At 51.3% G+C, this 23,926-nt stretch carries 23 protein-coding genes; 7 read left to right on the top strand and 16 right to left on the bottom strand.

The annotated features are described in order from the left end of the window. Window positions 1-36 precede the first annotated feature (36 nt). Window positions 37-1,869: a translation initiation factor IF-2 gene (gene infB, locus AB8615_RS11185; protein ID WP_418152388.1), complete on the top strand. Its 1,833-nt coding sequence runs from the start codon at window positions 37-39 to the stop codon at window positions 1,867-1,869. Between the two features lie 109 nt (window positions 1,870-1,978). After that, on the top strand, window positions 1,979-3,187 hold the full coding sequence (locus AB8615_RS11180; protein ID WP_418152387.1) for a M24 family metallopeptidase: 1,209 nt from the start codon (window positions 1,979-1,981) through the stop codon (window positions 3,185-3,187). A gap of 9 nt (window positions 3,188-3,196) precedes the next feature. Here the strand turns inward: AB8615_RS11180 and AB8615_RS11175 are convergent, their stop codons facing one another. The 5 genes from AB8615_RS11175 to AB8615_RS11155 form a co-directional block, all read right to left on the bottom strand. Next, on the bottom strand, window positions 3,197-4,015 hold the full coding sequence (locus AB8615_RS11175; RefSeq protein WP_409432662.1) for an inositol monophosphatase family protein: 819 nt from the start codon (window positions 4,013-4,015) through the stop codon (window positions 3,197-3,199). 3 nt (window positions 4,016-4,018) lie between these two features. Next, window positions 4,019-4,582, bottom strand: coding sequence for an elongation factor P (gene efp, locus AB8615_RS11170; protein WP_409432661.1), 564 nt, complete (start codon window positions 4,580-4,582; stop codon window positions 4,019-4,021). Between the two features lie 112 nt (window positions 4,583-4,694). Next, a complete protein-coding gene (locus AB8615_RS11165) occupies window positions 4,695-8,363 on the bottom strand; it encodes a M1 family aminopeptidase (protein WP_418152386.1) in 3,669 nt (1,222 codons plus the stop codon). A 9-nt stretch (window positions 8,364-8,372) separates the two neighbouring features. After that, window positions 8,373-9,239, bottom strand: a complete 867-nt coding sequence (locus tag AB8615_RS11160; protein WP_409432659.1) for an ABC transporter ATP-binding protein — start codon at window positions 9,237-9,239, stop codon at window positions 8,373-8,375. 112 nt (window positions 9,240-9,351) lie between these two features. Then, window positions 9,352-10,398 carry a bifunctional transcriptional activator/DNA repair enzyme AdaA gene (locus AB8615_RS11155; RefSeq protein WP_409432658.1) on the bottom strand — a complete coding sequence of 349 codons (1,047 nt, stop codon included), beginning with the start codon at window positions 10,396-10,398 and terminating at the stop codon, window positions 9,352-9,354. A 175-nt stretch (window positions 10,399-10,573) separates the two neighbouring features. Between AB8615_RS11155 and AB8615_RS11150 the strand changes: the two genes are divergently transcribed. The 4 genes from AB8615_RS11150 to lptB all read left to right on the top strand — a co-directional run bounded on the left by AB8615_RS11150 (window position 10,574) and on the right by lptB (window position 13,803). Further along, a complete protein-coding gene (locus tag AB8615_RS11150) occupies window positions 10,574-11,203 on the top strand; it encodes a ribonuclease D (protein WP_409432657.1) in 630 nt (209 codons plus the stop codon). Window positions 11,204-11,304: 101 nt separating this feature from the next. Then, window positions 11,305-12,480 carry an LPS export ABC transporter periplasmic protein LptC gene (lptC, locus tag AB8615_RS11145; RefSeq protein ID WP_418152385.1) on the top strand — a complete coding sequence of 392 codons (1,176 nt, stop codon included), beginning with the start codon at window positions 11,305-11,307 and terminating at the stop codon, window positions 12,478-12,480. A 53-nt stretch (window positions 12,481-12,533) separates the two neighbouring features. Next, window positions 12,534-13,016, top strand: a complete 483-nt coding sequence (locus AB8615_RS11140) for an LptA/OstA family protein (RefSeq protein ID WP_409432655.1) — start codon at window positions 12,534-12,536, stop codon at window positions 13,014-13,016. A gap of 16 nt (window positions 13,017-13,032) precedes the next feature. After that, window positions 13,033-13,803, top strand: coding sequence for an LPS export ABC transporter ATP-binding protein (gene lptB, locus AB8615_RS11135; RefSeq protein ID WP_409432654.1), 771 nt, complete (start codon window positions 13,033-13,035; stop codon window positions 13,801-13,803). 16 nt (window positions 13,804-13,819) lie between these two features. On the opposite strand, the gene ubiE is transcribed toward lptB, so the two are convergent. Continuing rightward, window positions 13,820-14,620, bottom strand: a complete 801-nt coding sequence (gene ubiE / locus AB8615_RS11130) for a bifunctional demethylmenaquinone methyltransferase/2-methoxy-6-polyprenyl-1,4-benzoquinol methylase UbiE (RefSeq protein WP_409432653.1) — start codon at window positions 14,618-14,620, stop codon at window positions 13,820-13,822. An 18-nt stretch (window positions 14,621-14,638) separates the two neighbouring features. Beyond that, window positions 14,639-15,607, bottom strand: coding sequence for a LysR family transcriptional regulator (locus AB8615_RS11125; RefSeq protein ID WP_409432652.1), 969 nt, complete (start codon window positions 15,605-15,607; stop codon window positions 14,639-14,641). A 91-nt stretch (window positions 15,608-15,698) separates the two neighbouring features. Between AB8615_RS11125 and AB8615_RS11120 the strand changes: the two genes are divergently transcribed. Next, the gene (locus AB8615_RS11120; RefSeq protein WP_409432651.1) at window positions 15,699-16,076 is read left to right on the top strand and encodes a hypothetical protein; all 378 of its coding nucleotides are present in this window, start codon (window positions 15,699-15,701) and stop codon (window positions 16,074-16,076) included. Between the two features lie 118 nt (window positions 16,077-16,194). Here AB8615_RS11120 and AB8615_RS11115 read toward each other — a convergent pair whose 3' ends face one another. From AB8615_RS11115 to aroA, 9 genes are all read right to left on the bottom strand, one after another. Beyond that, the gene (locus AB8615_RS11115) at window positions 16,195-17,364 is read right to left on the bottom strand and encodes a saccharopine dehydrogenase family protein (RefSeq protein ID WP_418152384.1); all 1,170 of its coding nucleotides are present in this window, start codon (window positions 17,362-17,364) and stop codon (window positions 16,195-16,197) included. Between the two features lie 9 nt (window positions 17,365-17,373). Next, a complete protein-coding gene (locus tag AB8615_RS11110) occupies window positions 17,374-17,769 on the bottom strand; it encodes a DUF4345 domain-containing protein (RefSeq protein ID WP_409432649.1) in 396 nt (131 codons plus the stop codon). 17 nt (window positions 17,770-17,786) lie between these two features. Further along, window positions 17,787-18,002: a hypothetical protein gene (locus AB8615_RS11105; protein WP_418152383.1), complete on the bottom strand. Its 216-nt coding sequence runs from the start codon at window positions 18,000-18,002 to the stop codon at window positions 17,787-17,789. Window positions 18,003-18,033: 31 nt separating this feature from the next. Further along, window positions 18,034-18,870 (bottom strand): SMP-30/gluconolactonase/LRE family protein, encoded by an 837-nt coding sequence (locus tag AB8615_RS11100; RefSeq protein ID WP_418153095.1) that lies wholly within the window; start codon window positions 18,868-18,870, stop codon window positions 18,034-18,036. Between the two features lie 161 nt (window positions 18,871-19,031). After that, window positions 19,032-19,442 carry a large-conductance mechanosensitive channel protein MscL gene (gene mscL, locus AB8615_RS11095; protein ID WP_409432648.1) on the bottom strand — a complete coding sequence of 137 codons (411 nt, stop codon included), beginning with the start codon at window positions 19,440-19,442 and terminating at the stop codon, window positions 19,032-19,034. Window positions 19,443-19,576: 134 nt separating this feature from the next. Next, on the bottom strand, window positions 19,577-19,855 hold the full coding sequence (locus tag AB8615_RS11090) for an integration host factor subunit beta (RefSeq protein ID WP_409432647.1): 279 nt from the start codon (window positions 19,853-19,855) through the stop codon (window positions 19,577-19,579). Window positions 19,856-20,004: 149 nt separating this feature from the next. Continuing rightward, a complete protein-coding gene (gene rpsA, locus AB8615_RS11085; RefSeq protein ID WP_409432646.1) occupies window positions 20,005-21,696 on the bottom strand; it encodes a 30S ribosomal protein S1 in 1,692 nt (563 codons plus the stop codon). A 181-nt stretch (window positions 21,697-21,877) separates the two neighbouring features. Continuing rightward, window positions 21,878-22,507, bottom strand: coding sequence for a (d)CMP kinase (gene cmk, locus AB8615_RS11080; protein WP_409432645.1), 630 nt, complete (start codon window positions 22,505-22,507; stop codon window positions 21,878-21,880). Beyond that, entirely contained in the window at window positions 22,507-23,847 is a 1,341-nt protein-coding gene (gene aroA / locus AB8615_RS11075; protein ID WP_409432644.1) for a 3-phosphoshikimate 1-carboxyvinyltransferase, read from the bottom strand. Before aroA ends, cmk begins: the two co-directional genes overlap by 1 nt. Window positions 23,848-23,926 lie beyond the last annotated feature (79 nt).

Below are 23,926 nucleotides of genomic sequence, written 5' to 3'. Positions count from 1 at the left end.
TCGGGTGATAATGAACGTCAACGCTCGCTGGCCTCTATGAAACGTGCGCGCGAGCGTGAGAAGCAACGTCAACGCGGCGGCGGTGGATCGCGGGACAAAGTGCAGCGCGAAGTCGTGGTGCCAGAAGCGATCACGGTTGCCGAATTATCAAACCGTATGGCGGAACGCGCAGCGGATGTCGTAAAATACCTCATGCAGCAAGGTCAGATGACAACGATGAACGACGTCATTGACGCGGATACAGCGCAGCTAATCGTCGAAGATTTTGGCCATATTGTGAAGCGTGTCTCGGAAGCGGATGTGGAAGAAAACTTCCTCATCGATGATACACCGTCTGAAGAAAAAGATCGCAAACCTCGACCACCCGTCATTGCGATCATGGGTCATGTCGATCACGGTAAGACGTCTCTGTTGGATGCTCTACGCACCACAGATGTAGCCGCTGGCGAAGCTGGCGGGATTACGCAGCATATCGGGGCCTATCAGCTTAAACTGAAATCTGGTGATCAGATTACTGTGCTGGACACACCTGGCCATGCCGCCTTTGCCGAAATGCGGACCCGCGGTGCTGAAGCGGTGGACATCGTTGTCCTCGTTGTTGCAGCCGATGACGGCATCATGCCTCAAACGATTGAGTCGATTAAATATGCGCAAGCGGCCGAAAAGCCGATCATCGTCGCCATCAATAAAATGGACGCCTATGAAGCGAATGCGCAAAAAGTCGAAATGGACCTTTTGCAGCACAATGTGATTACGGAATCTATGTCCGGTGAAACGATTGCTATTCAGGTCTCTGCGAAAGAGAAAACGGGTCTGGACGCTTTGGCTGAAGCGATTGCGCTACAAGCTGAATTGATGGAATTGAAAGCTAACCCAACGCGGAATTCTGACGGCCTAGTTATCGAGTCTAAGATCGAGAAAGGTCGTGGCCCTGTCGCAACTTTCTTGGTCAAGCGCGGTACGCTAGAGCGTGGTCAAATTGTGGTGGCGGGCGAGTATTGGGGCAAGGTTAAATCCCTTATGGATGAGCGCAATAAGCAGCTGAAAAAAGCTGGGCCATCGACACCTGTCGAAGTCATGGGTCTCGACGGTGCGCCAATGCCTGGTGAGCCTTTCGCGGTTGTTTCTGACGAGCAAAAAGCGCGCGAACTCACTGAATACCGTATCCGCCTCCGCAAGGAGAAAGAAAACGTCAAGCCATCTGCCATGGCCTCTATGGAACAGATGATGGCGAAGATGGCCGATAAGGTCAGTTCCGAAATGGTTTTGGTCGTCAAAGCTGACGTTCAAGGCTCTGCCGAAGCGATCAAAACTTCTCTGGAATCTCTTGGTAATGACGAAGTCAGTGCGCGCGTGATCTACGCTGAAGCTGGCGGTATTTCTGAGTCTGACGTTAATTTGGCTAGCACATCTGGCGCCCCGATTATCGCCTTTAATGTGCGGGCTAATCGTCAGGCGAAGGAATTGGCCGAGCGCGAAGGCGTCGAAATTCGTTACTACTCAATCATCTATGAATTGCTAGACGAGATTAAGGGTGCCCTTGAAGGGATGCTTCAACCAGAGCGTCGCGAGACATTCATCGGTTACGCTGAAGTGTTGGAAGTCTTTGATATTTCCAAGCTTGGCAAAATCGCGGGTGCGAAAGTCACTGAAGGACGCGTTGAGCGCGGCTCTGGTGTGCGTCTATTGCGGGATGATGTTGTGATCCACGAAGGCGAGCTATCGACCCTCAAGCGTTTCAAGGACGAAGTGCCTAAAGTGCAAGCGGGCATGGAATGTGGTATGGGCTTCAAAGATTACCATGATCTGCGCAAAGGCGATCAAATTGAGTGCTTCACTGTCGAAATGCTGGACCGCGTGCTCGACTAGAATGTCCTTCATTAATTAAATAAAGAAAAGCCCTGCAAGCTGCGGGGCTTTTTTATGTGCGCTGTTCAGTCTAGGATGCGTCTGAACAATGGCTCTCAAGGACGGATTTATGACTCACGGTGTTGGCGGAAAAACTGCTGAGGAAGCCTTGGCAACCCTGTCTGATATGAGCGCTGGTGTCGTGCCCATCACTGAGGCGGAATATCAGTTGCGGATCGACAAAGCACAAAAAATGATGGCAGAGCAAAATTTGGCGGCGCTTTACCTTCACGCTGGAACGTCGCTGTATTATTTTACTGGCACGCGTTGGCATAGCTCAGAGCGTATGGTCGGAGTGGTCCTACCGCCCAAAGGCGCCCCCATCTACATTGCGCCCGCTTTCGAAGAGGGGACGTTGCAGCAATTTATGACCATTCAAGGCAGGGTCGCAACATGGGAAGAGCATGACAGTCCCTACCCATTATTGGCAAACATTCTGGCAGAGAAAGGCGTGAGGTCGGGGGTGATTGGTATTGATGAAGCCACACCGTTTTTTGTTTCTGATGGTATTGCGAAAGCCAGCCCTGATTTTGATTTCACCAATGGCGCGTCTGTTACTGCGCAATGTCGCATGATCAAATCGGATGCGGAGATCGCCCTGATGCAGCGCGCAAAAGACATGACGCTGGCCGTTCACAAGGCAACTGCGTCAATGTTATATGAGGGTATAACGACTGCGGATGTCGGAGCGTTTATTGACGCCGCTCACCGAAAAGTCGGCGCACCCAAAGGGTCTTATTTCAAGATTATTTTGTTCGGGCCAGACTCGTCATATCCACACGGTGTAAAAACGCCTAAAGCGTTGGAACGTGGCGATATGGTTCTGATTGATACGGGCTGTCAGTTGCATGATTATATCTCTGACATCACGCGATCTTATGTTTTTGGCGAGCCGACGGCGCGGCAAAGAGAGGTTTGGGATGCGGAGAAGGCGGCCCAAGCCCGTGCGTTTGAGGCGGCGCAAATTGGCGTGCGATGTGGAGATGTAGACTTGGCTGCGCGCGCAGAATTAGACGCGCGTGGTTTCGGCTCAGGCTATAAAACACCAGGCTTGCCGCATCGGACGGGTCATGGGATCGGCCTTGATATTCATGAATGGCCATATTTGAACTGGGGCGATGATACACCCTTAGCGCAAGGCATGTGTTTTTCGAACGAGCCGATGATCTGTCTTTACGGCGAATTTGGCGTGCGGTTAGAAGACCATTTTTACATGGGACAAACCGGTCCAGTGTGGTTCACACAACCAAGCAAATCGATAGACGACCCGTTTGGCTAAGCGAGTTTATTATTGGACGCGTTTTTTAAGGTGTGGCATCAGAGCGGCGTTGGTTGTAATAACATCGCCCGTTTCTACGGGATCACCGCCAGAGAGGCTCTCGACCATTAGGCCAGCTTCACGGGCAATTAAGACACCTGCCGCCAAATCCCACGGCGCAAGGCCGCGTTCCCAAAACCCGTCATAGCGCCCAGCCGCGCACCATGCCAAGTCAAGCGAGGCAGCGCCCATACGGCGCACTCCAGAAGATGCCCCCATGACCTGATGAAGTTCCTTCAAGAATTTCGTGTGGCCTGGGCGCCCCAAAAATGGGATACCCGTCGCAAAAATTGAGTCTGTAAAAATATCCCGTTTGGTCGGATAAAGACGACGATCTGTCCCGCCGCGGGCACCATCATTCAAAAACGCGCCTTTGCCTTTTTCCGCCATAAACATTTCGTCTGTCACAGGATTATAGACGATACCTGCCACGACTTCGCGCGGCTGATCGTCAATTTCGCGTTCTAGCGCGATAGAAATCGCGAAGTGCGGAATACCGTGAAGGAAGTTCGTCGTGCCGTCCAGTGGGTCAATTATGAAGCGGTGCGTTTTATCTGTCCCAACAATCTCCCCACTTTCTTCCATGAGGTAGCTATAACCTGGGCGGTCGCGGTCGAGATTTTCAAATATAACCTCTTCAGCTTTTTTGTCAGCGCGGGACACAAAATCGGCTGGCCCTTTGCGGGACACTTGCAGGTTTTCAACTTCGCCAAAATCGCGCAGCAGACCGCGAGAGGCTTTGCGGGCTGCGCCTTGCATGACGCGCATAATGGGGGAGAGGTGTTCCATGACTTAATCAGCCCGTTTCACATATGTGCCGTCAGTGGTGTTGATCACTAGGCGCTCCCCAACCCCGACAAAGGGTGGCACATTCGTCCGCGCGCCGTTAGATAACGTCGCAGGCTTGAAAGAGTTCGCGGCCGTTTGGCCTTTGACGACAGGTTCTGTATCGGCGACTTCGAGGATGACTTGTTCGGGCAGAGCTATCGTAATCGCGCGGTCCTCGTAAAACTCTACAGCGACCTCCATCCCGTCAGTAAGGTAGATAGTCTGATCACCAATAAACTCAGGGTCGAGCATAATTTGCTCGTAGGTTTCGAGGTTCATAAAAACAAGCATATCGCCGTCTTTGAACAAATAGCTGTGCGGTTTTTGATCAAGGCGCACACGCTCAACGGTCTCCGCCGCTCGGAACCGCTCATTGAGCTTACGCCCGTCTAGGAGGTTTTTAAGTTCGACTTGGTTAAAAGCGCCGCCCTTGCCCGGTTTAACTGCATTACACTTTACAGCCACCCAGAGCGTGTCTTGGTGTTTGATAATGTTGCCAGGCTTAATTTCATTGCCGTTCATTTTCATGGCGTGTCTCGTTTCTTGTCCGCAGATTTGCGCCCGTCTATCAGGGCAAGCAATCAGGGGCAAGCGGGACTTCGCGCTGTGGACAGTTCAGCCTATGCCTTCGTGATCTTGGCTAATTAGTAGCTGCGATTTGCTTGGGGAGTTCCTTGCCATTGTCGCCCACGTTGCGTTCGATTAACAAGCGGCGCGGGTCTAGTTGGACATAGTTGGGACGTTCCGCCAGATCAAAGGTGACTGTGCTTTGTAAATCGGTGACGCGGACGCGTTTGAGGTCTGTCCACTCATCGCCCAAAGTCTTTTTCGGGTCGGTCTGGTAAAAGCCAATCTCGATCCACTCATCTAAAGCTTCGCCGTCAATCTCTGTAACTGAGGTTTCTTTGCCGTCAGCTTCAGATGCGTATTTTTTATCAACGTCCATTGTCAAACTAACCGTGTAGCCGCCTTTAGAATTAGGCTTTGCCGCAACGCCATCTTGGAGTTTTAATTCCCAAAAGGTGATGTGTTCAAAATAGTCATCAATCAGCTGGTGATAGTCAGGATCAGCCTCAGCCTTTAGATATTCTATCAGATTTAACGTCGTCGGATAGGGCGCGCCTTTATAGCCGAAATCCCGGATAAAATTTCGGATGGCGCGCTGCATATTATCCTCGCCCATATATTGTTTTAAGCCCCAAAAAACCCAATTTGCTTTGCTGTAAACTAGGTAAGATTGGTTTTCTGCCTGACCCAAGGGCGGCTCAGCATCTTTGTCCTGCACACGCGCTGTGAGGTAACCGCGAAGAGGGTGATTGATTGAGCGCACTTCCAAAATCCGTCGCGCTTTCTGCCAGCCATATTTAGCTTCATAGGCGGTCATCGCTGCATTTTCGGTCAAACCCTCTGACAGAACATTGAACCCTTTGACTTGGGCGGGTAGGATTTGGTGGCCAAACCACTGATGCCCAATTTCGTGCATCGTGACATAAGTGGCGATGTCGATTGACTCGATGTCGTCTGGATCGCCGGGGTCCATAACAAATCCGATATTCTCTGAAAATGGAACAGTGCCAGCAAAGCTTTGCGCGAATGAACGGAATGGAAACTCCATAATGCGGAGTTGTTTGTGCTGGTAGGGGCCGTAGAGAGCCGTGAATGTATCGAAAGATGATTTGGACGCCTCTATCATCAGGTCAACATTATAATCGTGTGTCTCGTGATAAAAAATCCGCAAGTCAACATCGTCGCCATTGGGGTTATTCCAAATATCTTCCTTCACCGTATATTCACCCGATAGGAATGCATAGAAATTCGCGATCGGGTTGATCGCCTCATAATCGCGGCAAGTTCGATCTTTGGTCTCCCCAGCGTAAACACGCAATAACTCTCCGGGTGCAATAGGAATTTGATTGGCGTCGGTGCAGACAGTTGCTTTGAAAGCAACGTAATCTGCATTGGCATCAAAGAAGCCTTTGCTAATACCGTCGGCATCCGTACGCTCTGGCATTTTCTCTCTTTCAGGGAGGTCATTTTTGCGGCGCTGGTCAGGATTTGTCAGATAATTAGGTTGAATTCCCATCTGCGGCATCACGGCACCGCTATCCACAAATGTTCCGTTTTTGAGAATACTACTCCCATCACCCAGTCGTGGTGCGTGGTAGAAATGCTCAAAAGATAGTTCTGTTTTTGTATTAGGCAGCAGGGGCGGATCAAAGCGGTAGACCAGAACGTCATATTCCGCGAGGTCGTTTGCAAGGTCTGTATCAGTCTCCCGCACAGCGCCGCGTAAATCAAGGCGTCGCACATCTTCCATGTGGGCCACAGGGCTATTGATATAAACAACCTCGATTGGGGCGTCCTTGGTGTTCTCTAAAATGAAACTGCCAGAGACAATGGCTTCGCGCTTTGACGGGTAAAACTGCACGTTCACGTCGACCGCAAGTGTTTTCGGGGTTGGGGCGTCCTCTAACGGCTTTACGAGGCGCTCATAAGTGGCCGTGCGGCGCTCATTCGCCTTCCTGTTGCGGTAATCATTATCGATGTTGTAGCTCTTATAAATCGTGCCACCCGTCACCAAAATTGCGGCCAGCCCCAGCACGGCTACGCCCAGAGATTGGGCGGAGATATGAGCGCGAAAGCCCTTCATGCGTTGCCATAATTTACTCTGCAGACCCCTACGGAAAATCCAAGTGGATAAGGCTGCCATGACCAAGACGAAGCCCATCCAATAAGCGAGGAACCACCCAAATTCTGTTAAACTGCGGAAGCCCGACATTTCAGAATAACTGCCTGCGTTAGCATCGCCGTAATTAATTAAGGGGTGATAAAATGGTAGACGCGACAGGCCAAATGCCAACGCCGCCAAGACGCCTGTGGCGATCAACATGCCCATGACACGGTTGGGCGCAAAGTTTTGCACGAACATGACGAGAATAGCTTGGAAGAAAAAAAGAATAAAGAAATTCAGAAACGCAATCGTCAGATAGGTGTTAATATTAATGGGTATCTCGCCGCCGCTGACAAAAAACTGTAGCGCCATGCCAAAAGCTATGCCGATCAGAATAATGGTCGCAATGACAGCCTGTAAGGCGAGCCATTTAGATGATAGTAGCACACCATTTTTAACGGGAGTCGCGTCTAAGATTTCATGAAATCCTGCCGCGCGATCCCGCCAGATAATATCGCCGCCAAAGAAGATCATGATGATGATCATTGGAATAGACAGCGAACCTAAGACGATTTGCAGAATTAAATTACTGGTTGGAAGGCTTGGGTCTGGGGACAGAGTCAAATTCACGAATGCGACCAGGCCAAACAGAGCCAGCGCGATGCCGATAAGAATTAAAAAGGCAACACTTCGCACCGTTGTCAAATATTCGAATTTAAACCTTGCCCAAAACGCAGTGCGCGTATTGCGTGATGATAGGTCTGGCGTCACAGGTTTTAAAACGATGGCGTCCGTTGGGGCGGTCATAATTTCAGCTTGACCGCGTTTGGTTTTCCGCGTCACCAATCCACGTCTGGAAAATATGTACCCTAACGCAAATAGCGCGATGCCAATGCTGCCCCATACTACTCTGTTAAGCCCAACATAACCCATTAAGGGCGTCAAAACTGTATTTTGTTCAGCCGCTGGCCAGAACTCCGCTGTGACCGCAAGGGCTGAGCTGCCGAAAGGATCAATGAGCGATTGTATGAGGTCTGGCGCATCTTCTCCCGCGAGAAGGCTGGCGGAAAAATAAAAAACAAATAGGCCTACTGCGCTGACATAGACGAGTGCGCGATTGCGCGTTGTGACTGCGAAAGCGGTATATATTCCCGATACGAGGAGAGCGTTAATCAGAACGAAAATCATCACAGGTTGGATAAAATAGAGAGCGTTGAACGGCCCAAATGACGCTGCGTCAGCCCACGGCATAAACTGACCAAGCATTAATCCAAGAACAGCCGAACAGAGTGCGAGGCTTGTGACGATCCATGCTCCGCACAGTCGTGAGAGGATCATAGCTGGGGTTTTGACGGGCGTGGCGTGAATGATTTCAAGAGACTTAAACGTGTCATCGCGCATGACACCGTTCACAACAAATATTGCGCCAAAGAAAATAGCGCCCATGCTCAGCGCTGAAATGCTGAGCGCAAGAGGAATAGCGCCATTGGTTTTAATTTTGGCGCCGCCTTCCATCGAGATTTGTAAAAATTCAGTCGTCGCCAGCAGGCCGATACACACCATGACAAGCGCGGTGATCCAAAAGCCAACTTGGCGAAGGTGGAAGGACAATTCAAACTTTAGGAGTTTACCAAACATGCGGCGCCCCTAAACTAGCTTGTAAAGATGGGCGAAATACGCGTCTTCCAGCGTTGGCTCCGATTGCTCGAACCCCGCCTCAGGCTGGCTATCCGACAGAATAGAGACGATGACGCCACCCATTAAATGCCGATTGGAAAGAAATGGAAAATTGTCTTTATAATCTTTGACGCGGTCTTTTTCGACTTTCTTCCGCCAGACAGAATGACGAATTTTATCGATCAGCGCTTCGGGTGCACCGCGCGCGACAATTTTACCTTCACCCATAATCGCCATATCGGGGCATAGGTCGCGAACGTCTTCTACGATATGGGTGGAGAGGATGATGATTTTCTCCTGACCGGCCTCAGACAAAAGATCCAGAAAACGCTGGCGTTCAAACGGGTCCAGACCTGCTGTTGGTTCATCGACTATCAGGATTTTCGGATCACCTAACATGGCTTGGGCCACACCAAAGCGCTGCCGCATACCACCCGAATAAGTGGAGACAGAGGCTGATGCATGTTTGAGCAGGTTCACATTTTCCAGCAGCGAGATGATCTGCGCTTCACGTTCCTTTTTATCATTCAATCCTTTTAAGATCGCTATGTGATCAAGCAGGGCTTTGGCGCTCATGCGGGGATAGACACCGAAATCCTGCGGGAGATAGCCAAGCGTTGACCTCATAGTGTCGGGGTGTTTGACAATGTCCTCGCCGTTATAGGTAATCGTGCCCTCATCGGGCGATTGCAGCGTCGCCAGCGTCCGCATCAAGGTCGACTTCCCCGCCCCGTTCGGGCCGAGCAAGCCAAATAGTCCGGGCGTCAAGTTTAATGTGACATCGTTCATCGCGTGAACATCGCCGAAACGCTTATGGACATTTTGAATAGACAGCATTGGATAAACCTCTCTTTTGGTTTCCAGATTTTGAGAAAGATATAGCCTAAATTTTTATCGAAAAACAACAATTATTTTCGATTATCGATAAAAGGCGTTCAGAGTAGCGGAGTTATTTCGTTTTTGGATTGCGTTCATGCGCGAGCAAATCTGCTTTGCGCGAGACACCACCTGCATAGCCTCCCAAGCTGCCGTCACTGCCAATCACGCGGTGACATGGAATGACGATTGCGAGGCCGTTTTTAGAATTAGCGCCTGCCACGGCGCGCACCGCTTTGGGGTCGCCGACCATATTTGCCAGTTCTGCATAAGACCGCGTCTCGCCTATCGGAATAGCTTGCAGTTGGGCCCATGTGCGGGACTGAAACTCTGTGCCAGTGGTCGCGATGGGTGTTTGAAAGCTTTCTAAGTCTCCTTTGAAATAGAGATTTAATTCGGCTGCGATCTGATCGTGAATTTTCGTGCGGCCAGGCAAGACCGCCCGTCGCTGTACTTTGCGAAGTTTGGAAAATTGCTGCGTCATATTTTTACGCTCGGTAAATTCGAGCATGTATAGATGTGAGGCGTCGGCGACAGCCAGCATCTGCCCCATCGGTGTCGGCAGCCAATCAATCAGTAGGGGGTCGGGGTTCGCGTTTTGGGGGGCTGTGCCAAATGTTTTGGTAAAGGCCTCTCGAAATCCTGACGCACTGGCATAGCCCGCTTCTAGTTGCGCTTGTATCACGGGGTCTCCTTTTTGTAGAGTTTTGGCAGCCGAAGCGAGCCGCCTTGCGCGGGCATAGGCGGAAAAGCTCATACCGAAACAGCGTTGGAATTGTCGCCGCGCGGTCGAGGGGTCAATGCCGAGGTTTTGTAAGTCGTTTTTGGTCCACCGCTGATCAGGCTGACTTTCGACTAAAGCAATTAATTTTTTAACGAGGTCTGACGCTTCGCCAGATGCGTGGGCAGGGTGGCAGCGTTTGCAGGCGCGAAAGCCAGCTTGCAGGGCAGCCTCCGCACTTGGATAGAACATACAATTCTCAGGTTTAGGCGTGCGAGCAGGGCATCCGGGGCGGCAGAATATCTGCGTTGAGAGGACGCCCACAAAAAAATGATCCGCATAACGCGTGTCGCGTTCTACCAAAATTTTGTAGCAGGTCTCGTGATCAAGCGTGTCCATAAGTTCTCTTATCAGAGGCACATAGGTCGTGTCGCCGAAAAACAGGCATGACAATGGAATAGCTTATGGGGAGTTGTGTGTGGGACGGTTAGCCTAAGCTTTACAATCCCATTATTTGCCATTGTTATTTAGGCCTCCATTCCCTAATCAAGGCGCAAAAGAATGGACAGATATTATGACGATTACACTTCACAAGGGCGACTTGCCAGAAGGTCTGGATTTCGGGCGCAGTGTTGCGGTTGATACGGAAACACAGGGCCTCTCATTGGTGCGTGATAAATTGTGCTTGGTGCAGTTATCGGCTGGCGATGGAAATGCGCATATCGTGCAAGTTGACCGAGAAACGTATGATTGCCCGAACCTTAAAGCTCTGCTGGCGGACGAAACTGTCGAGAAGATCTTCCACTTCGCCCGCTTTGATGTTGCCATGATAGCGCGTGACCTTGACGTCGAGATGAAGCCTATTTTCTGCACAAAAATTGCGTCTGGTCTGGTGCGGACTTATACGGATCGGCACGGCCTGAAGGATCTTTGTAAAGAGTTGTTGAATGTTGATTTGTCAAAGCAGCAACAAAGTTCTGATTGGGCATCTGATGAACTATCGGAAGCTCAGCTAGCCTATGCTGCATCTGACGTTTTATACTTACATCAGCTCAAAACCATCTTGACCGCGCGACTATTTCGGGAAAATCGGTTTGATATGGCAAAGGCTTGTTTTGATTTTCTGCCGACGCGCGCAGCCCTTGATATGAATGGATGGGCGGATGTTGATATTTTTTCCCACCGCATGCGCCGCCAAGATTAATCATCTCGCCGATTGTGCCCCCCTTGGAGCGAATTAAGAAAGCGTCATATGCGGTAATTCCCTATCGCGTTTGAAGCCTCTCTTCGTTATAGAATTTAATTATGAATTCTTCTGTTGCGCCATCAAATGATCACGCTGCGAGCGAAGCGCTTGGCTTATGGGAGCCGAAGCGTACATTGACGCTCGAAGCTGCGCGACGTCATAGTGAACGCATCAAACTTATTCGCCTTGGCTTAATCGGTCTGTCAGTCGCCTTGGTGGCCAGTATTGGCTATAATTTTGCGACGCAGCAAGGTAGTATTATTCTGGTCGACAATCCGACCGAGTCTGTGAAAATGGTAAAGCCGCGCTATAGCGGACGCACGGAAGACGGTGCGCCATTTTTCGTCACATCCGATACGGCTACGCGGACGCTAGAAAACCGCAACGAAGTCGCATTGATTAAACCAGTTCTGGAATTTATCCGTGAGGTTGGCGTTGAAAGCTCTTTCGTGGAATCGGCGACAGGCACATATGACGACATCAATAAAGTTCTCAATTTGACGACTGACGTTAATCTGGAAACAGATGACGGCTATCGCTGCCAAACGACGCACGCTCGAATTTTCGCCAAAGATAAACGAATTATAGGCGATCAGCCGATTGCTTGCGATGGAAGCTTTGGTGACGTCAAAGGACAAAGCTACGCGATTGAAGATAGCTATTCTATCTTTAAATTTAAGGACGGTATGAGCGCGCTGATCAAGCAAAACACATCAGATGAAGCGACAACAGTAGATAACACATCGGACAATACTAGCAGCAGCCTATTCTCATTTGGCGGCGATGGCCCCGTTAACGTCACAGCGGACGAGGCGATCTATCAAGGCAATACGACTGACTTGGAAGGTAATGTAGAGGTCGTGCAGGGCGGGGCAGTTTTAACGTCTGATGTCATGAATATTGTGCGAACATCCGAAGCCTCTCAAACAGCAGGCAGCCTTAAACTTGGTGCGATCCAGACGATCACGGCCAAAGGCAATTTTCACTATGTCACTGAAGAAAATGATATTCGCGGAGACCAAGGTGTTTACGAACGCGAAAAAGGTCTTATCACAGTGACAGGCAATGTGCGTGTGCGCCAACCCGGCGGCAATATGGTGGACACGGACAGACTGATCTATAATGTGAAGACCGAAGCACTCCAATTCTCTGGTCAGTGCCGAAACGAAGTTACAGGTAAGGGGTGTATGAAAACCGGTCATACCTCATTCAAGATTAAACAGGATTCAAGGTGATGAAACAGATTTTCTTAGCCATTAGCGCCAGTCTCGTATATTGCCTAATACCCATGTCAGCTTTCGCACAATTCTCCGCCAATTCAGGACAGGATATCGCGATTGATGCTGATGACGTCATTAACAAGGGCGGCGTGACAACGCTAACTGGACAAGTCGATATTCGCCAAGGCGATGTGCGTATGCTGGCTGACCGTGTCGAGCTTTATTCCAAAGGTCAGACGGGTACGGCTGTGGCGTCTGTGGCCTCTGACATTGACCGTATTAAGGCTGTTGGGAATTTTTATTACATCACCAAAGAGCAAGAGGTGCGCGGGCGCCAAGGTATTTACTTGGCAGATACTGATACATTCACTGTCACAGGAGACGTCATCTTGCTGCAGGGCGAAAGCGTTGTGACGGGCGAAACACTTATCTATAATGTGGGCGAGCAGACGGCACGCGTGACGTCTAATTGTCAGGGCCGCAAATGCGGTACAAAAAACCGCGTATCTATTTTGATCAAAAACTCCGGCAATCCCGGCGCGCGCTCTTAGCGCGGGAAGAGACTTCATGGCTGACGCTGATCCCTCCATCAAACCAACTCCGACCATAACACCACCCGCGACAGGGCTGGCGGCCAATAATATTGGCAAAGCCTATCGCGGCCGTGTTGTTGTCAAAGATATCACACTGACCGTGCAGCGCGGCGAAGTCGTCGCTTTGATGGGGCCGAATGGTGCTGGTAAGACAACCAGCTTTTATATGATCATGGGCTTGATCGAAGCGGACCGGGGTATGATTACGTTGGACGGTCAGGACATCACAAAACTGCCCATGTATCAACGCGCCCGCTTGGGCGTTGGATATTTGCCGCAAGAGCAGTCTATTTTTCGCGGATTGACAGTCGAAGAAAATATTCGTGCTGTTGTTCAACTGACGGAAAAAGACCGCAGCAAGTGGGCGGATAATGTCGATGCGCTCTTGGATGAACTCAATATTGGTCATATTCGTAAAAGCCCTGCGCTAGCGCTTTCGGGCGGGGAGCGCCGCCGTGTCGAAATCGCTCGCGCTTTGGCGAGCCGTCCTAGCTTTATTCTGCTGGACGAGCCGTTTACGGGGATTGACCCTATTGCGATTGCCGATATTTCAGAGCTGGTGCGCTATCTCAAAAAACGCGGTATCGGTATCTTGATCACAGATCACCGCGTGCGCGAAACCCTAGATATTGTTGACCGCGCGAGCATCTTATTCCAGGGTGAGGCTTTATTTGAAGGTACGCCAGACGAAATTCGCGCCAATAAAGATGTGCGCCGCGTCTATCTGGGCGAGAAATACGCCTAGTAATTTTTGCGATGAATTAGATTTTCCACCCTGTGTGGAGGGCCGCAATCCCGCCGCTATAATCGACCCATTTCACTTGTGAGAACCCTGCTGCCTTTACCATGTCTGCGAACGCTTCTTGGCGGGGAAAGCGCCGAATAGACTCGACGAGATATTGGTAGCTATCGCGATCATTGACCAAGACTTGCCCCAAGCGGGGAATGACAGCGAAGGAATAGGCGTCGTAGAATTTACGGAGCCATTCAGTTGGCGGCGTTGAAAATTCCAACACGCCCAAACGTCCGCCCGGCTTTAATACGCGGTAAAACTCCCGCAACGCTTGATCCCGATCCGTGACATTGCGAATTCCGAAAGCAATGGTGACTACGTCGAATTGATTATCTTCAAAGGGCAGCGCTTCTGCATTACCGCAGACGCGAGATAGTGCTAGGCCTGCATCTTTTTTGGCGTCAACGCCCGCGAGCAACATCTCATCATTAATGTCACAAATAATAGCGCTGGCAGGGTCTCCGCCGCGTCGTAGGCGCACGTCATCAGCTGCACGGATAAAGCGTCGCGCCAAGTCACCTGTGCCGCCCGCCACATCCAGCAATATTTCGCCAGGTTGCGGGTTAAGCTTGGCCATGACCATGTTTTTCCACACGCGGTGAATGCCGACGGACATAGCGTCATTCATCAGATCATAATTAGAGGCCACAGCGTTGAACACGCCTTTGACACGCTGCACTTTCTCCGCCTCAGGAATGTTCTCGAAGCCAAAATCAATCGTTTTTTCAGACGTTTTTTGGGCAGTTTTTTGGGTGGTGGGTTTTGCCATGACGAGGCCTTGTTGCGATTACTCTGCCGCTTGTAGGTTAGTCCCTGTCTTGGCGATAGGGTTCTGCGCGAGAAATTTTGACACACCCCCGTTGAGGAACAAATCCGAGTCGCATTTAAAGGCATCAACCAGAAAATCAAAGACCGCCCTGATCCGCTGGCTACGCCGTAAGTCTTGATGAGAGACGAGGAAGAGGTCTTCTTGCTGCGTGAAGTTCGGCAGGACTTGCACATAATTTGAGTCGCGCATTGCCCCGCCGCAAAGCGGCAAAGCTCCAATGCCGTAGCCATTGCTGATGGCTTCTTCAAACGCCCAGACTGAGTTTGTTCGGAATGTGATGCGTTTTGGGACATGAACGGGCACGCCGTGACTGTCAGACAGCCAGAGCATTTTATCGTCCATAATCGTGACAGTTACGCCGTCATGATCAACCAATTCCTCGGGAGTCTGCGGCATGCCTCGCTGCGATACATACTCCTTAGATGCAAACAAGCCGAAGGTAACAGACGCCACCTTGCGCCCAATTAAACTATTTTGCTCCCCCGGACTCATCCAGCGTAGGGCTATGTCAGCTTCCCGCTGCGCGAGGTTGAAGCTACGAAACCCAATGCCGAGATCGACCAAAACATCTGGATGCTCTTGTCGAAAAATTTGAAGGACTTTCGGCACCCAACTCGTGCCGATCCCTTCCGTCGCAGATAGGCGGACGACACCTGCGAGCGAGTGTTCGAGCGTGGCAGAGCTGCGCTCAATCGCATCAGCCTCTTCCTGCATGCGCGTGATGTGATCCAACATGGACAGGCCGAATTGTGTCGGAACTAGCGAGCCGTCTTCCCGCCGCAAGAGCGGTGTGCCGAAATGATCTTCTAATGCGCGAATTCTCCGCCCAACTGTGGGCTGGCTCATGCCGAGTTTCTTTCCTGCAGCGGTTAGGCTGCCTGTTTCTGCAACAGCAAACAAAATTGGATAATCTGACCAGTATTTCATGCGGATATGAATAGCATAAGTGCGGCTATTGTCAATTTCATTCTATATTGGATGGACATAAGTAAAGGGCCTAACTCTAAAGGAGACTACCATGTTAAATGTTATGAAAACATGCGCGATCGCTGGTGCCACAGCTCTCGCTATGACAACAACAGCTTTCGCCGCCGACAGTGCTGCTGAATTTACGATGAAGCGCACCACGAATGCGCACGTCAAAATGTCAGTAAAAGCTTTCAAAAAAGGTGATTACGAGCGCGCTGTGCGGTTTAGCGAAACAGCTTTGACCAAGGGTTTGTCAGAGTCGCGCCAAGCGATTGTGCAATCTAATCTGTGTGCGTCTTACGCTATGTTGAACGATACGGCGCAGGCGGCTCAAGCTTGTGCAGCGGCTCTCGCGCTGAATCCAGAGCTGGAAGAAGCAAAAGCTAACCAGACCGCTTTGAATATCCGTTTGGTTGAAAACAAGTAGACTTTCCCTCCCATCTCTATCTCCCCGATGCGAGATGGTCTTTGTCTTAAATTGGCAAAGTGAACTGATCCGCCTTGATCTATCTTCGGATGATCTAGGCGGGCTTTTTCGTTTTGTTTTATGAGCTTTCCATCGCGAAGGTCAGGCCCGCATGCTCTTGCAATCGTTTGATGAGTGCGTCGCCCATCGCAGGTGCGCTGGTATAAACACCGCCGCCAGTCTGGCTGTGCGGCACATCTTTGACCAAAGCCAATGCCGCTTCTGAAATCATCTTTGATGTTGACCCATAGCCGGGATCTTTGTCGCCCTTCACAGAGGCCATCATTTTTCCGCTGTCTGTTTCCGCAATGAAGAGGACATCGTAAAAGCCCGTTTCGCGCTCTTGCTTAGATGGGCCTTCGCCGGGCTTGGGCGGGTTGTCGCCGAACGCATTTCCCTTTGCGATCCCTTGCGCAATCTGTTCACCCTGTTCGCCAGGGCTCGTAAACATCATCTCGTCATAGACAAAATCTTCGCCGTATTTATGCCCAAGAAGCGCGTTAGAGCGGTGGACATTTTTAGTATTGATCGACGCCATAATAAAAGGCGCTGACCAGCTGCCGAGGTCGTCTTCGTGTATTGGTTTGGCACCGTGCGGTTGCTTAGGGCCTTCAAAATTAGGCGTTAGCGCGAATGGGTCCTTTAACCAGTTCAGGATTTCAGGCTGCTTTTGGGCGCGCTTCATTGTTTCCATAAAGCTCGCCGCTGTGCCGCCAGAGAAAGTACCTTTCATCTTGCGCACTCGGCCGCGAACTTTGGGACTAGGTTTGCCAGTTTTCTTGATTGCGTGTTGCTGCAAAAAGTAGACCCCCAAATCAAATGGGATCGAGTCAAACCCGCAAGACAGCACAATCCGCGCCCCGCTCTTTTTCGCTGCCGCATCGTAGCGGTCAATTATATCGACCATCCATGCGGGTTCGCCGCAAAGGTCAACATAATCCGTACCCGCTTCGACACAGGCTTTAACAAGCGGTTCGCCGTAAAGCTGGTATGGGCCAACAGTTGTGATAACGACTTTGGTGCGCGACGCCATGTCGGCCAGAGTTTCGGGCTTGTCTGAATTGGCGACAATTAATTCAACTGCATCAGAGACGCCCATTTCGTCCCGCACGGATTTTAGCTTGTCTAGGGATCGGCCTGCCATCGCCCATTTCAGGTCACTGCCATATTCATTGTCGAGATATTCCGCAACCAAGCGGCCTGTAAATCCAGTTGCGCCGTAAACGACGACATCAAAATCTTTGCTCATAGTCTTCTCCTAAACGGCTTCGCTATATTTGGGGTTGTGAGTGATTATACGGTGCCAAAGGGCGAGAATAGGGGAGCCAAGTTCTAGCGCCATGCCCGCCATTTGCTGCGGCTCAGGCGTGCCAACATTTAAGTAGCTATAGAGCCGCGCCAATCCGCCTAAGAAGATCGCTACAATCAAAAGGCGCAACACTGTCCCGCGTGTATCAATATCTGCTAGCACATACCAAATTAGAAAAAACAAACTCAGATAATAAGCTGACAGGTAGCGGAATTGATTATCAAGCGCCGCGCTTGTTTCGACCCCGCCATTAGCACCAGCGGCGCCGCCGAGCAGCCCGATTATAGCAAAGGTCAACGGGATGAGGCTTAACACCATCAGAACAATTTTGAACGCAGATCGCATCTATATCTCCCCAGATATTATTTGAGTTGTTTACGGCCCAGCTCTGTTGCGTGAAGGCTGGACACATATAGATAATCGTCATGGATGATGCCGCCCGTCGCGTCAATGTAATCTCCACTTGGGTCTTGCCATGTGCGGATGACGGAGCCATCAGCGGCAAGGTGAACTATATGGCCATAAGGCACCGCTTTGGGCCGCATGGAGGCGGGGAGGCGCATGGCAAGTTTGCGCATAAATGGATTGCCTGCTTGCTCGTCCAGAAAGTCAGAGCGAACGCTGATCAGGCCCAGAATGAAGGTGGCGTTGCCGTTTGCGTCTGCGGGAGCCGCGATTGATATTGTCTGGAAAGCCTGGAAGGTTGTCGATGAAAACCGATTGCTTGCCTGTTACAGGATCGACTTTTAAGACGCGATATTTCCCAGTTTCAACAACCAACACATCACCGTCGGTGTGGACGGCGATGCCATTGGCAAAGCTATATCCATCAGCCACAATACGGGTGGTTTGGTCCGCTGGATTATAAGCCAGCACGCGACCTGTCTGCCCATGTTCCATGATCTCTAGCAAGCTGGCCGCCATGGTGGATTGCACCTCCTCCGCGCCGAACTTCGTTGATGCATCAGAGACATAGATCACACCGTCATCTGCTATATCGACATCATCGGCATATTTGATCGGTGTGTTATTAACAGAATTTGTGAGCGTTGTGACTTCGCCGTTGGGAGCAATGGACAGCAATCCGCGATAGGCGTCCGCGACAATCAAATGCCCGTCTGCATCAAATTCAAGGCCAAGCGGGACGCCGCTTGTTCTGGCAAATTCACCGACGTCTTTGGAAGCGAGATCAATGCGGAGAATAGCGCCTTCTTGCGAGGACACGTAAGCTATATTGTCACGAATTGCGATGTCTTCGGGGCCGTGGGCGTCGCCGATGGAGAGGCGCTCTAAATTGGCCAAGTCCGTATTCGGAGCGAAGGCCCCCGTATAACCGCGATTGATCGGAGCTTCCCACGCAACGGGCGCAATCTTGACGGGCCAGAACAAGAGGTAGGCGATTAGCCCCAAAAAGGCCGCAAGAATTATCAAGCCAATTTTCTTCATCACACATCTCTCCAATATTTGGGAAATGATAGGGGGCAGCCACGGCTTTGGGAAGCTGCAAATTACGCGCGCCTAAACGCCCACAAAAAAACCCGCCCTCCAGTCATGCCAGAGAGCGGGTTCACTATTGAATGATCAGTAGGGCTAAGCCCGTTTGATGATTATTTTTGTTTGGCGAGCAGGTCGCGAATTTCGGCAAGCAAGACTTCGTTGGCTGGCGGAGCTGCTGGCGCTTCTTCTTCGGCTTTCTTCGTTTTGTTCATGCCTTTGATGATCATAAACATAACGAAGGCGACAATGATAAAGCTGATCAACGCTGTCAGAAAATCGCCGACATTGACGACCACTGCAGGCTCGACAACTTCGTCACCGTTCATAACAGCTGGTGACATTGTGTATTTAAGGCTGGCCAAGTCGATGCCGCCCATGATCGGGCTGATGAGTGGCATGAAGACACCATCGATAAACGATTTAACAACCGTACCAAAAGCTGAGCCCATGACGAAGCCAACGGCCATGTCGACGAGATTGCCCTTCATAGCAAACTCTTTAAATTCTGAAATCATTCCCATGATTTTCCCCTAAAATAGATCGTGCGAACACCTTATTCGCAGCTGAGCGCACACATAGTGCAATGACGGCTGTCCTGCGTCAATATGGCTAATTTTAGGTTAATTTCGCGCGTCGATCGCGACTGGCGCGTCGCTTAGCTATCGATTTTATGGCGCAGTTCTTTACCCGTTTTAAAGAACGGCACATGTTTTTCGGGGACGAAGACGTCCTCACCCGTGCGGGGATTGCGGCCCTGACGTGACTTGCGGTGACGCACAGAGAATGCACCAAAGCCGCGAAGCTCGATACGCGCGCCTTGCTCCAAAGTCTGTGTAATCGATTCGAGAAAAACAGCGACCACGCGCTCCATATCTTTGCGCGTCAGGTGTGGATTCTCTGCATGAAGTGTATCGATGAGTTCAGATCTTAGCATGTAAGACTTAAAGCAAATGCTGTGGCAGGCCGTCAACTCCTATTCGGGCCAGATTCGCTTTTGACACAAAAAAGGCCCTGAAATCGTAATGAAATCAGGACCTTTTATGGTTAATGGTCGCTTAATAAGCGAATGTAAGTCAGTTTGGCTTACTTGTCGCCTTTCAAAGCGGCGCCCAAGATGTCGCCCAGAGACGCGCCAGAATCGGCAGAGCCGTATTGCTGGACAGCTTCTTTTTCTTCGGCGATTTCCAAAGCCTTGATTGACAACTGATACTGACCGCGACCTGCGCGTGTCACCATAGCGTCGACCTTGTCGCCGACTGCGAAACGCTCTGGACGTTGCTCTGAACGCTCGCGGGAAAGATCACCCTTGCGGATAAACGCTTCCGTTTCGTCATTGTCGCCAAAGGTAACGTCTAGACCAGCAGGCTGCACGTTTTTGACTGTACATGTGACAGTCGCCCCGCGTGACGCGCTGGAACCAGCACCTGCGCCAGTGTCTTTCGTGAGCTGCTTGATACCGAGGCTGATGCGCTCTTTGTCGATATCGACTTCGAGGATCTTGGCTTCGACTTCGTCGCCTTTTTTGTAGTCTTGCAAAGCTTCTTCGCCTGACTTGTCCCAAGACAGATCAGAGAGGTGAGCCATGCCGTCAATGTCGCCGTCCAGACCGATGAAGAGGCCGAACTCTGTGACAGAGCGAACTTCGCCTTTGATCGTGGAGCCAACAGGGAAGCGATCGCCAAAGCTGTCCCAAGGATTGTCTTGAACCTGCTTGATACCAAGCGAGATACGACGTTTCTCTTGATCAACTTCCAGAACTTCGACGTCTACAGCTTGTGATGTAGAGACGATTTTGCCTGGATGGACGTTTTTCTTTGTCCAAGACATTTCAGAGACATGGACAAGGCCTTCAACGCCTTCTTCCAACTCAATAAATGCGCCGTAGTCAGCAATGTTTGTGACAGTCCCTGTGTGACGTGAGCCAACAGTGTACTTAGCGGCGGCTGCGTTCCACGGATCTTCCTGCAACTGCTTCATGCCGAGGCTGATGCGTTGTGTTTCAGGATTGATACGAACAACTTTCACCTGAACCGTGTCGCCCACATTGAGGACTTGGCTTGGGTGGCTGACGCGACGCCAGCTCATATCTGTGACGTGGAGCAGGCCGTCAATGCCGCCGAGATCAACAAACGCACCGTAATCAGTGATGTTCTTGACGATACCGTCGCGGACTTCGCCTTCAGTCAACTGACCGACAAGCTCTGCACGTTGTTCTGCACGGCTCTCTTCGAGGATGGCGCGACGTGAGACAACGATGTTACCGCGCGCACGGTCCATTTTGAGGATCATGAATGGTTGCTCTTGGTTCATCAAAGGACCGACGTCACGCACAGGGCGGATGTCAACTTGTGACCCAGGCAGGAATGCGTTGATACCGCCAAGGTCGACTGTAAAGCCACCCTTAACGCGGCCCACGATAGCGCCTTTAACAGGCTCTTCTTTGTCGTGGAAAGCGGCCATTTTGATCCAGCTTTCTTCACGACGGGCTTTGTCGCGTGACAAGATCGCATCGCCGAGCGCGTTTTCGATACGCTCTAGATAGATGTCAACTTCGTCTCCAACTGAAACTGTTTCGTCTGAACCGGGTGAGTAGAACTCACGCATCGGGATACGGCCTTCGGTTTTCAAACCGACATCAACGATCACGACGTCTTTTTCAATCGCTGTGACGAGGCCTTTGATGACATTGCCTTCTTGCATAGGGCTGGCTTCGATGCTCGCTTCGAACATGGATGCAAAATCATCAGTAGAGGGGGTGAGGGTGTCCTGAGCCATGCTCTTGGATCTCCAATAGTGTGTTTTGCCAACGACGCTATTCGGTCGCGGTCTAGCCCAGCCAATCCGGGCTTAAAAAAGTACAAAAACGGCGTGAGCCTTGCTCCGCCGTTCCAGCACGAGCGCCCTATAGGGGATTGCTGCCATAGAGTAAAGAGGGGATGCGGCTCGACCAAAAGCCCTAGCTCACAGTAAAAGCAGCGTCGATAATTCGGATAGCAATGGCCTCAACAGCATCCGCATCGAGGGCGGATGTATCAATTAGGTGCGCGTCATTGGCGGGTTTAAGGGGCGCTTCAGCACGCGTTTTGTCGCGCGTGTCACGTTCATGCAATGCGGCCAGCACATCTTCATATGTGACGTCTTCTCCGTAACCGCGCAATTCGTCATAGCGGCGGCGCGCGCGTATATCGGCTTTTGCGTCAATATAGAGTTTCACATTGGCGTCAGGGCAAATCACGGTGCCAATATCTCGTCCATCGACAATCCCGCCTTTGGCCGCGAAGTCACGCTGGAAATCATAAAGCGCGACGCGCACGGCTGTATGCACTGACACTTTAGATGCGGCCGCCCCAATCCCGCCACTATTAAGTGCGGGGTCTTTAATCTGGTGAAGTTGCAATGCTTTGGCGGCTTTTGCCCCGTCTTTTGGGTCATTCACATCGCCGCCTGCGTCCAGTACAGCTTTCGCCGTCGCGCGGTAGAGTTTCCCTGTGTCGAGATAGGGCATGTCGTAATGTTTCGCCAAGCGCTTACCGAGTGTGCCTTTGCCGCTAGCGAAGGTGCCGTCTATCGCAATCACGCGAGGCATTATTCGCTGATCTCCGCGCCCAGCCCACGCATCATCTCAAAGAAATTGGGAAAGCTGGTTGCGATCATCGCGGCGTCGTCAATGCTGACTGCGTTGGCAGCGGCTAGGCCGAGCACAAGTGCGCTCATGGCGATGCGATGGTCGTGGTGAGTTTTGACGGTTGCTCCACCAGCGACTGCGCCGCCGCGGACTCGCATGCCGTTTTTTAATTCTGTGGCATCAACACCGTTCTCAATCAGTAGGGCCATGGTCGCACTGATACGGTCGCTTTCTTTCACACGCAATTCGCCGATTTCGTCCATGATTGTTACGCCGTCTGCATAGGCAGCGGCTACGGCTAAAATTGGATATTCGTCAATCATGCTGGCGGCACGATGTGGCGGCACGACAATGCCGCGCAGTTTTGAATAGCGAACATGAAAATCGGCGATGACTTCGCCGCCTGACTTGCGGAAATTATCTGCGCGTAGATAGGCGCCCATTTCTGTCAAACACTCGAATAACCCTGTGCGGGTCGGGTTCATCATGACATTTTCGACAACGACATCTGATCCAGGCGTGATCAAAGCTGCAACGATGGGGAAAGCGGCAGAGGACGGATCGCCTGGCACATCAATCTTTGTCGCCGTCAATTTGGCAGGGCCTTTGACGGAAATACTGTCGCCTTCGGTCATGCCTGGGAGAGAAATTTTTCGCGTGTTCACAGTCACGCCAAACGCGCGCAGCATATTCTCGCTATGATCGCGGGTTGGGGTTGTCTCTATAACTTCTGTTACCCCCTCGGTGTTGAGTGCAGCCAGTAGAATGGCTGATTTCACCTGAGCTGAGGCGTGTGGCGGTGTGTAGCTAATAGGCTTAAGGTCGCCGCCTGACGATAGATTCACCGGTAAACGCCCGCCCTCTGCCGCCTTATACGTCACACCCATGTCGCGAAGCGGATGCAAAATACGGTTCATGGGGCGAGAGGTGAGCGAGGCATCGCCTGTAAAGGTCGCTGTTAGGGCATATCCCGCCGCTGCTCCCATGATCAGGCGCACGCCAGTGCCGGCATTGCCGCAATCAACGGGTGCATCAGGGGTTTGAAGCCCGTCTTTGCCAACACCGACGACTGTCCATGTCCCGTTCGCTGCTCGTGTGATGTCTGCCCCGAAAGCCCGCATAGCATTGGCCGTCGACATAATGTCTTCGCCCTCAAGCAAGCCTGTCACTGTGGTTGTGCCTTCAGCCATGGCGCCAAAGATCAGGCTGCGGTGACTAATCGATTTGTCGCCAGGCGCGCGAACTTTGCCGTTAAGGGGGCCAGATTTACGCGCGCTAACGGTGTGAGGCTTATTTGGCATACTGAGTCTATCGGTCCATTGTCAGTTGACTTGCGAAATCCAACCGCTAAGACGCGGTCTGACTTGTGCGCTACGGGTT

The organism is Litorimonas sp. RW-G-Af-16 (assembly GCF_048319245.1).
Lineage (GTDB): Bacteria > Pseudomonadota > Alphaproteobacteria > Caulobacterales > Maricaulaceae > Litorimonas.
Note: the sequence above shows the minus strand (reverse complement) of the source record. Positions and strands in the feature narration are given on the sequence as shown.

Coding starts and splice junctions, on each gene's coding strand:
- lptC (WP_418152385.1), top strand. CDS start 11,305: ATGAATTCTTCTGTTGCGCCATCAAATGATCACGCTGCGAGCGAAGCG.
- AB8615_RS11150 (WP_409432657.1), top strand. CDS start 10,574: ATGACGATTACACTTCACAAGGGCGACTTGCCAGAAGGTCTGGATTTC.
- lptB (WP_409432654.1), top strand. CDS start 13,033: ATGGCTGACGCTGATCCCTCCATCAAACCAACTCCGACCATAACACCA.
- AB8615_RS11165 (WP_418152386.1), bottom strand. CDS start 8,363: ATGTTTGGTAAACTCCTAAAGTTTGAATTGTCCTTCCACCTTCGCCAA.
- AB8615_RS11180 (WP_418152387.1), top strand. CDS start 1,979: ATGACTCACGGTGTTGGCGGAAAAACTGCTGAGGAAGCCTTGGCAACC.
- AB8615_RS11120 (WP_409432651.1), top strand. CDS start 15,699: ATGTTAAATGTTATGAAAACATGCGCGATCGCTGGTGCCACAGCTCTC.
- AB8615_RS11100 (WP_418153095.1), bottom strand. CDS start 18,870: ATGAAGAAAATTGGCTTGATAATTCTTGCGGCCTTTTTGGGGCTAATC.
- infB (WP_418152388.1), top strand. CDS start 37: ATGAAACGTGCGCGCGAGCGTGAGAAGCAACGTCAACGCGGCGGCGGT.
- AB8615_RS11105 (WP_418152383.1), bottom strand. CDS start 18,002: ATGCGCAAACTTGCCATGCGCCTCCCCGCCTCCATGCGGCCCAAAGCG.
- AB8615_RS11155 (WP_409432658.1), bottom strand. CDS start 10,398: ATGGACACGCTTGATCACGAGACCTGCTACAAAATTTTGGTAGAACGC.
- aroA (WP_409432644.1), bottom strand. CDS start 23,847: ATGCCAAATAAGCCTCACACCGTTAGCGCGCGTAAATCTGGCCCCCTT.
- cmk (WP_409432645.1), bottom strand. CDS start 22,507: ATGCCTCGCGTGATTGCGATAGACGGCACCTTCGCTAGCGGCAAAGGC.
- efp (WP_409432661.1), bottom strand. CDS start 4,582: ATGAAAATGAACGGCAATGAAATTAAGCCTGGCAACATTATCAAACAC.
- AB8615_RS11175 (WP_409432662.1), bottom strand. CDS start 4,015: ATGGAACACCTCTCCCCCATTATGCGCGTCATGCAAGGCGCAGCCCGC.
- mscL (WP_409432648.1), bottom strand. CDS start 19,442: ATGGGAATGATTTCAGAATTTAAAGAGTTTGCTATGAAGGGCAATCTC.
- AB8615_RS11115 (WP_418152384.1), bottom strand. CDS start 17,364: ATGAGCAAAGATTTTGATGTCGTCGTTTACGGCGCAACTGGATTTACA.
- AB8615_RS11125 (WP_409432652.1), bottom strand. CDS start 15,607: ATGAAATACTGGTCAGATTATCCAATTTTGTTTGCTGTTGCAGAAACA.
- AB8615_RS11140 (WP_409432655.1), top strand. CDS start 12,534: ATGTCAGCTTTCGCACAATTCTCCGCCAATTCAGGACAGGATATCGCG.
- AB8615_RS11090 (WP_409432647.1), bottom strand. CDS start 19,855: ATGCTAAGATCTGAACTCATCGATACACTTCATGCAGAGAATCCACAC.
- AB8615_RS11160 (WP_409432659.1), bottom strand. CDS start 9,239: ATGCTGTCTATTCAAAATGTCCATAAGCGTTTCGGCGATGTTCACGCG.
- rpsA (WP_409432646.1), bottom strand. CDS start 21,696: ATGGCTCAGGACACCCTCACCCCCTCTACTGATGATTTTGCATCCATG.
- AB8615_RS11110 (WP_409432649.1), bottom strand. CDS start 17,769: ATGCGATCTGCGTTCAAAATTGTTCTGATGGTGTTAAGCCTCATCCCG.
- ubiE (WP_409432653.1), bottom strand. CDS start 14,620: ATGGCAAAACCCACCACCCAAAAAACTGCCCAAAAAACGTCTGAAAAA.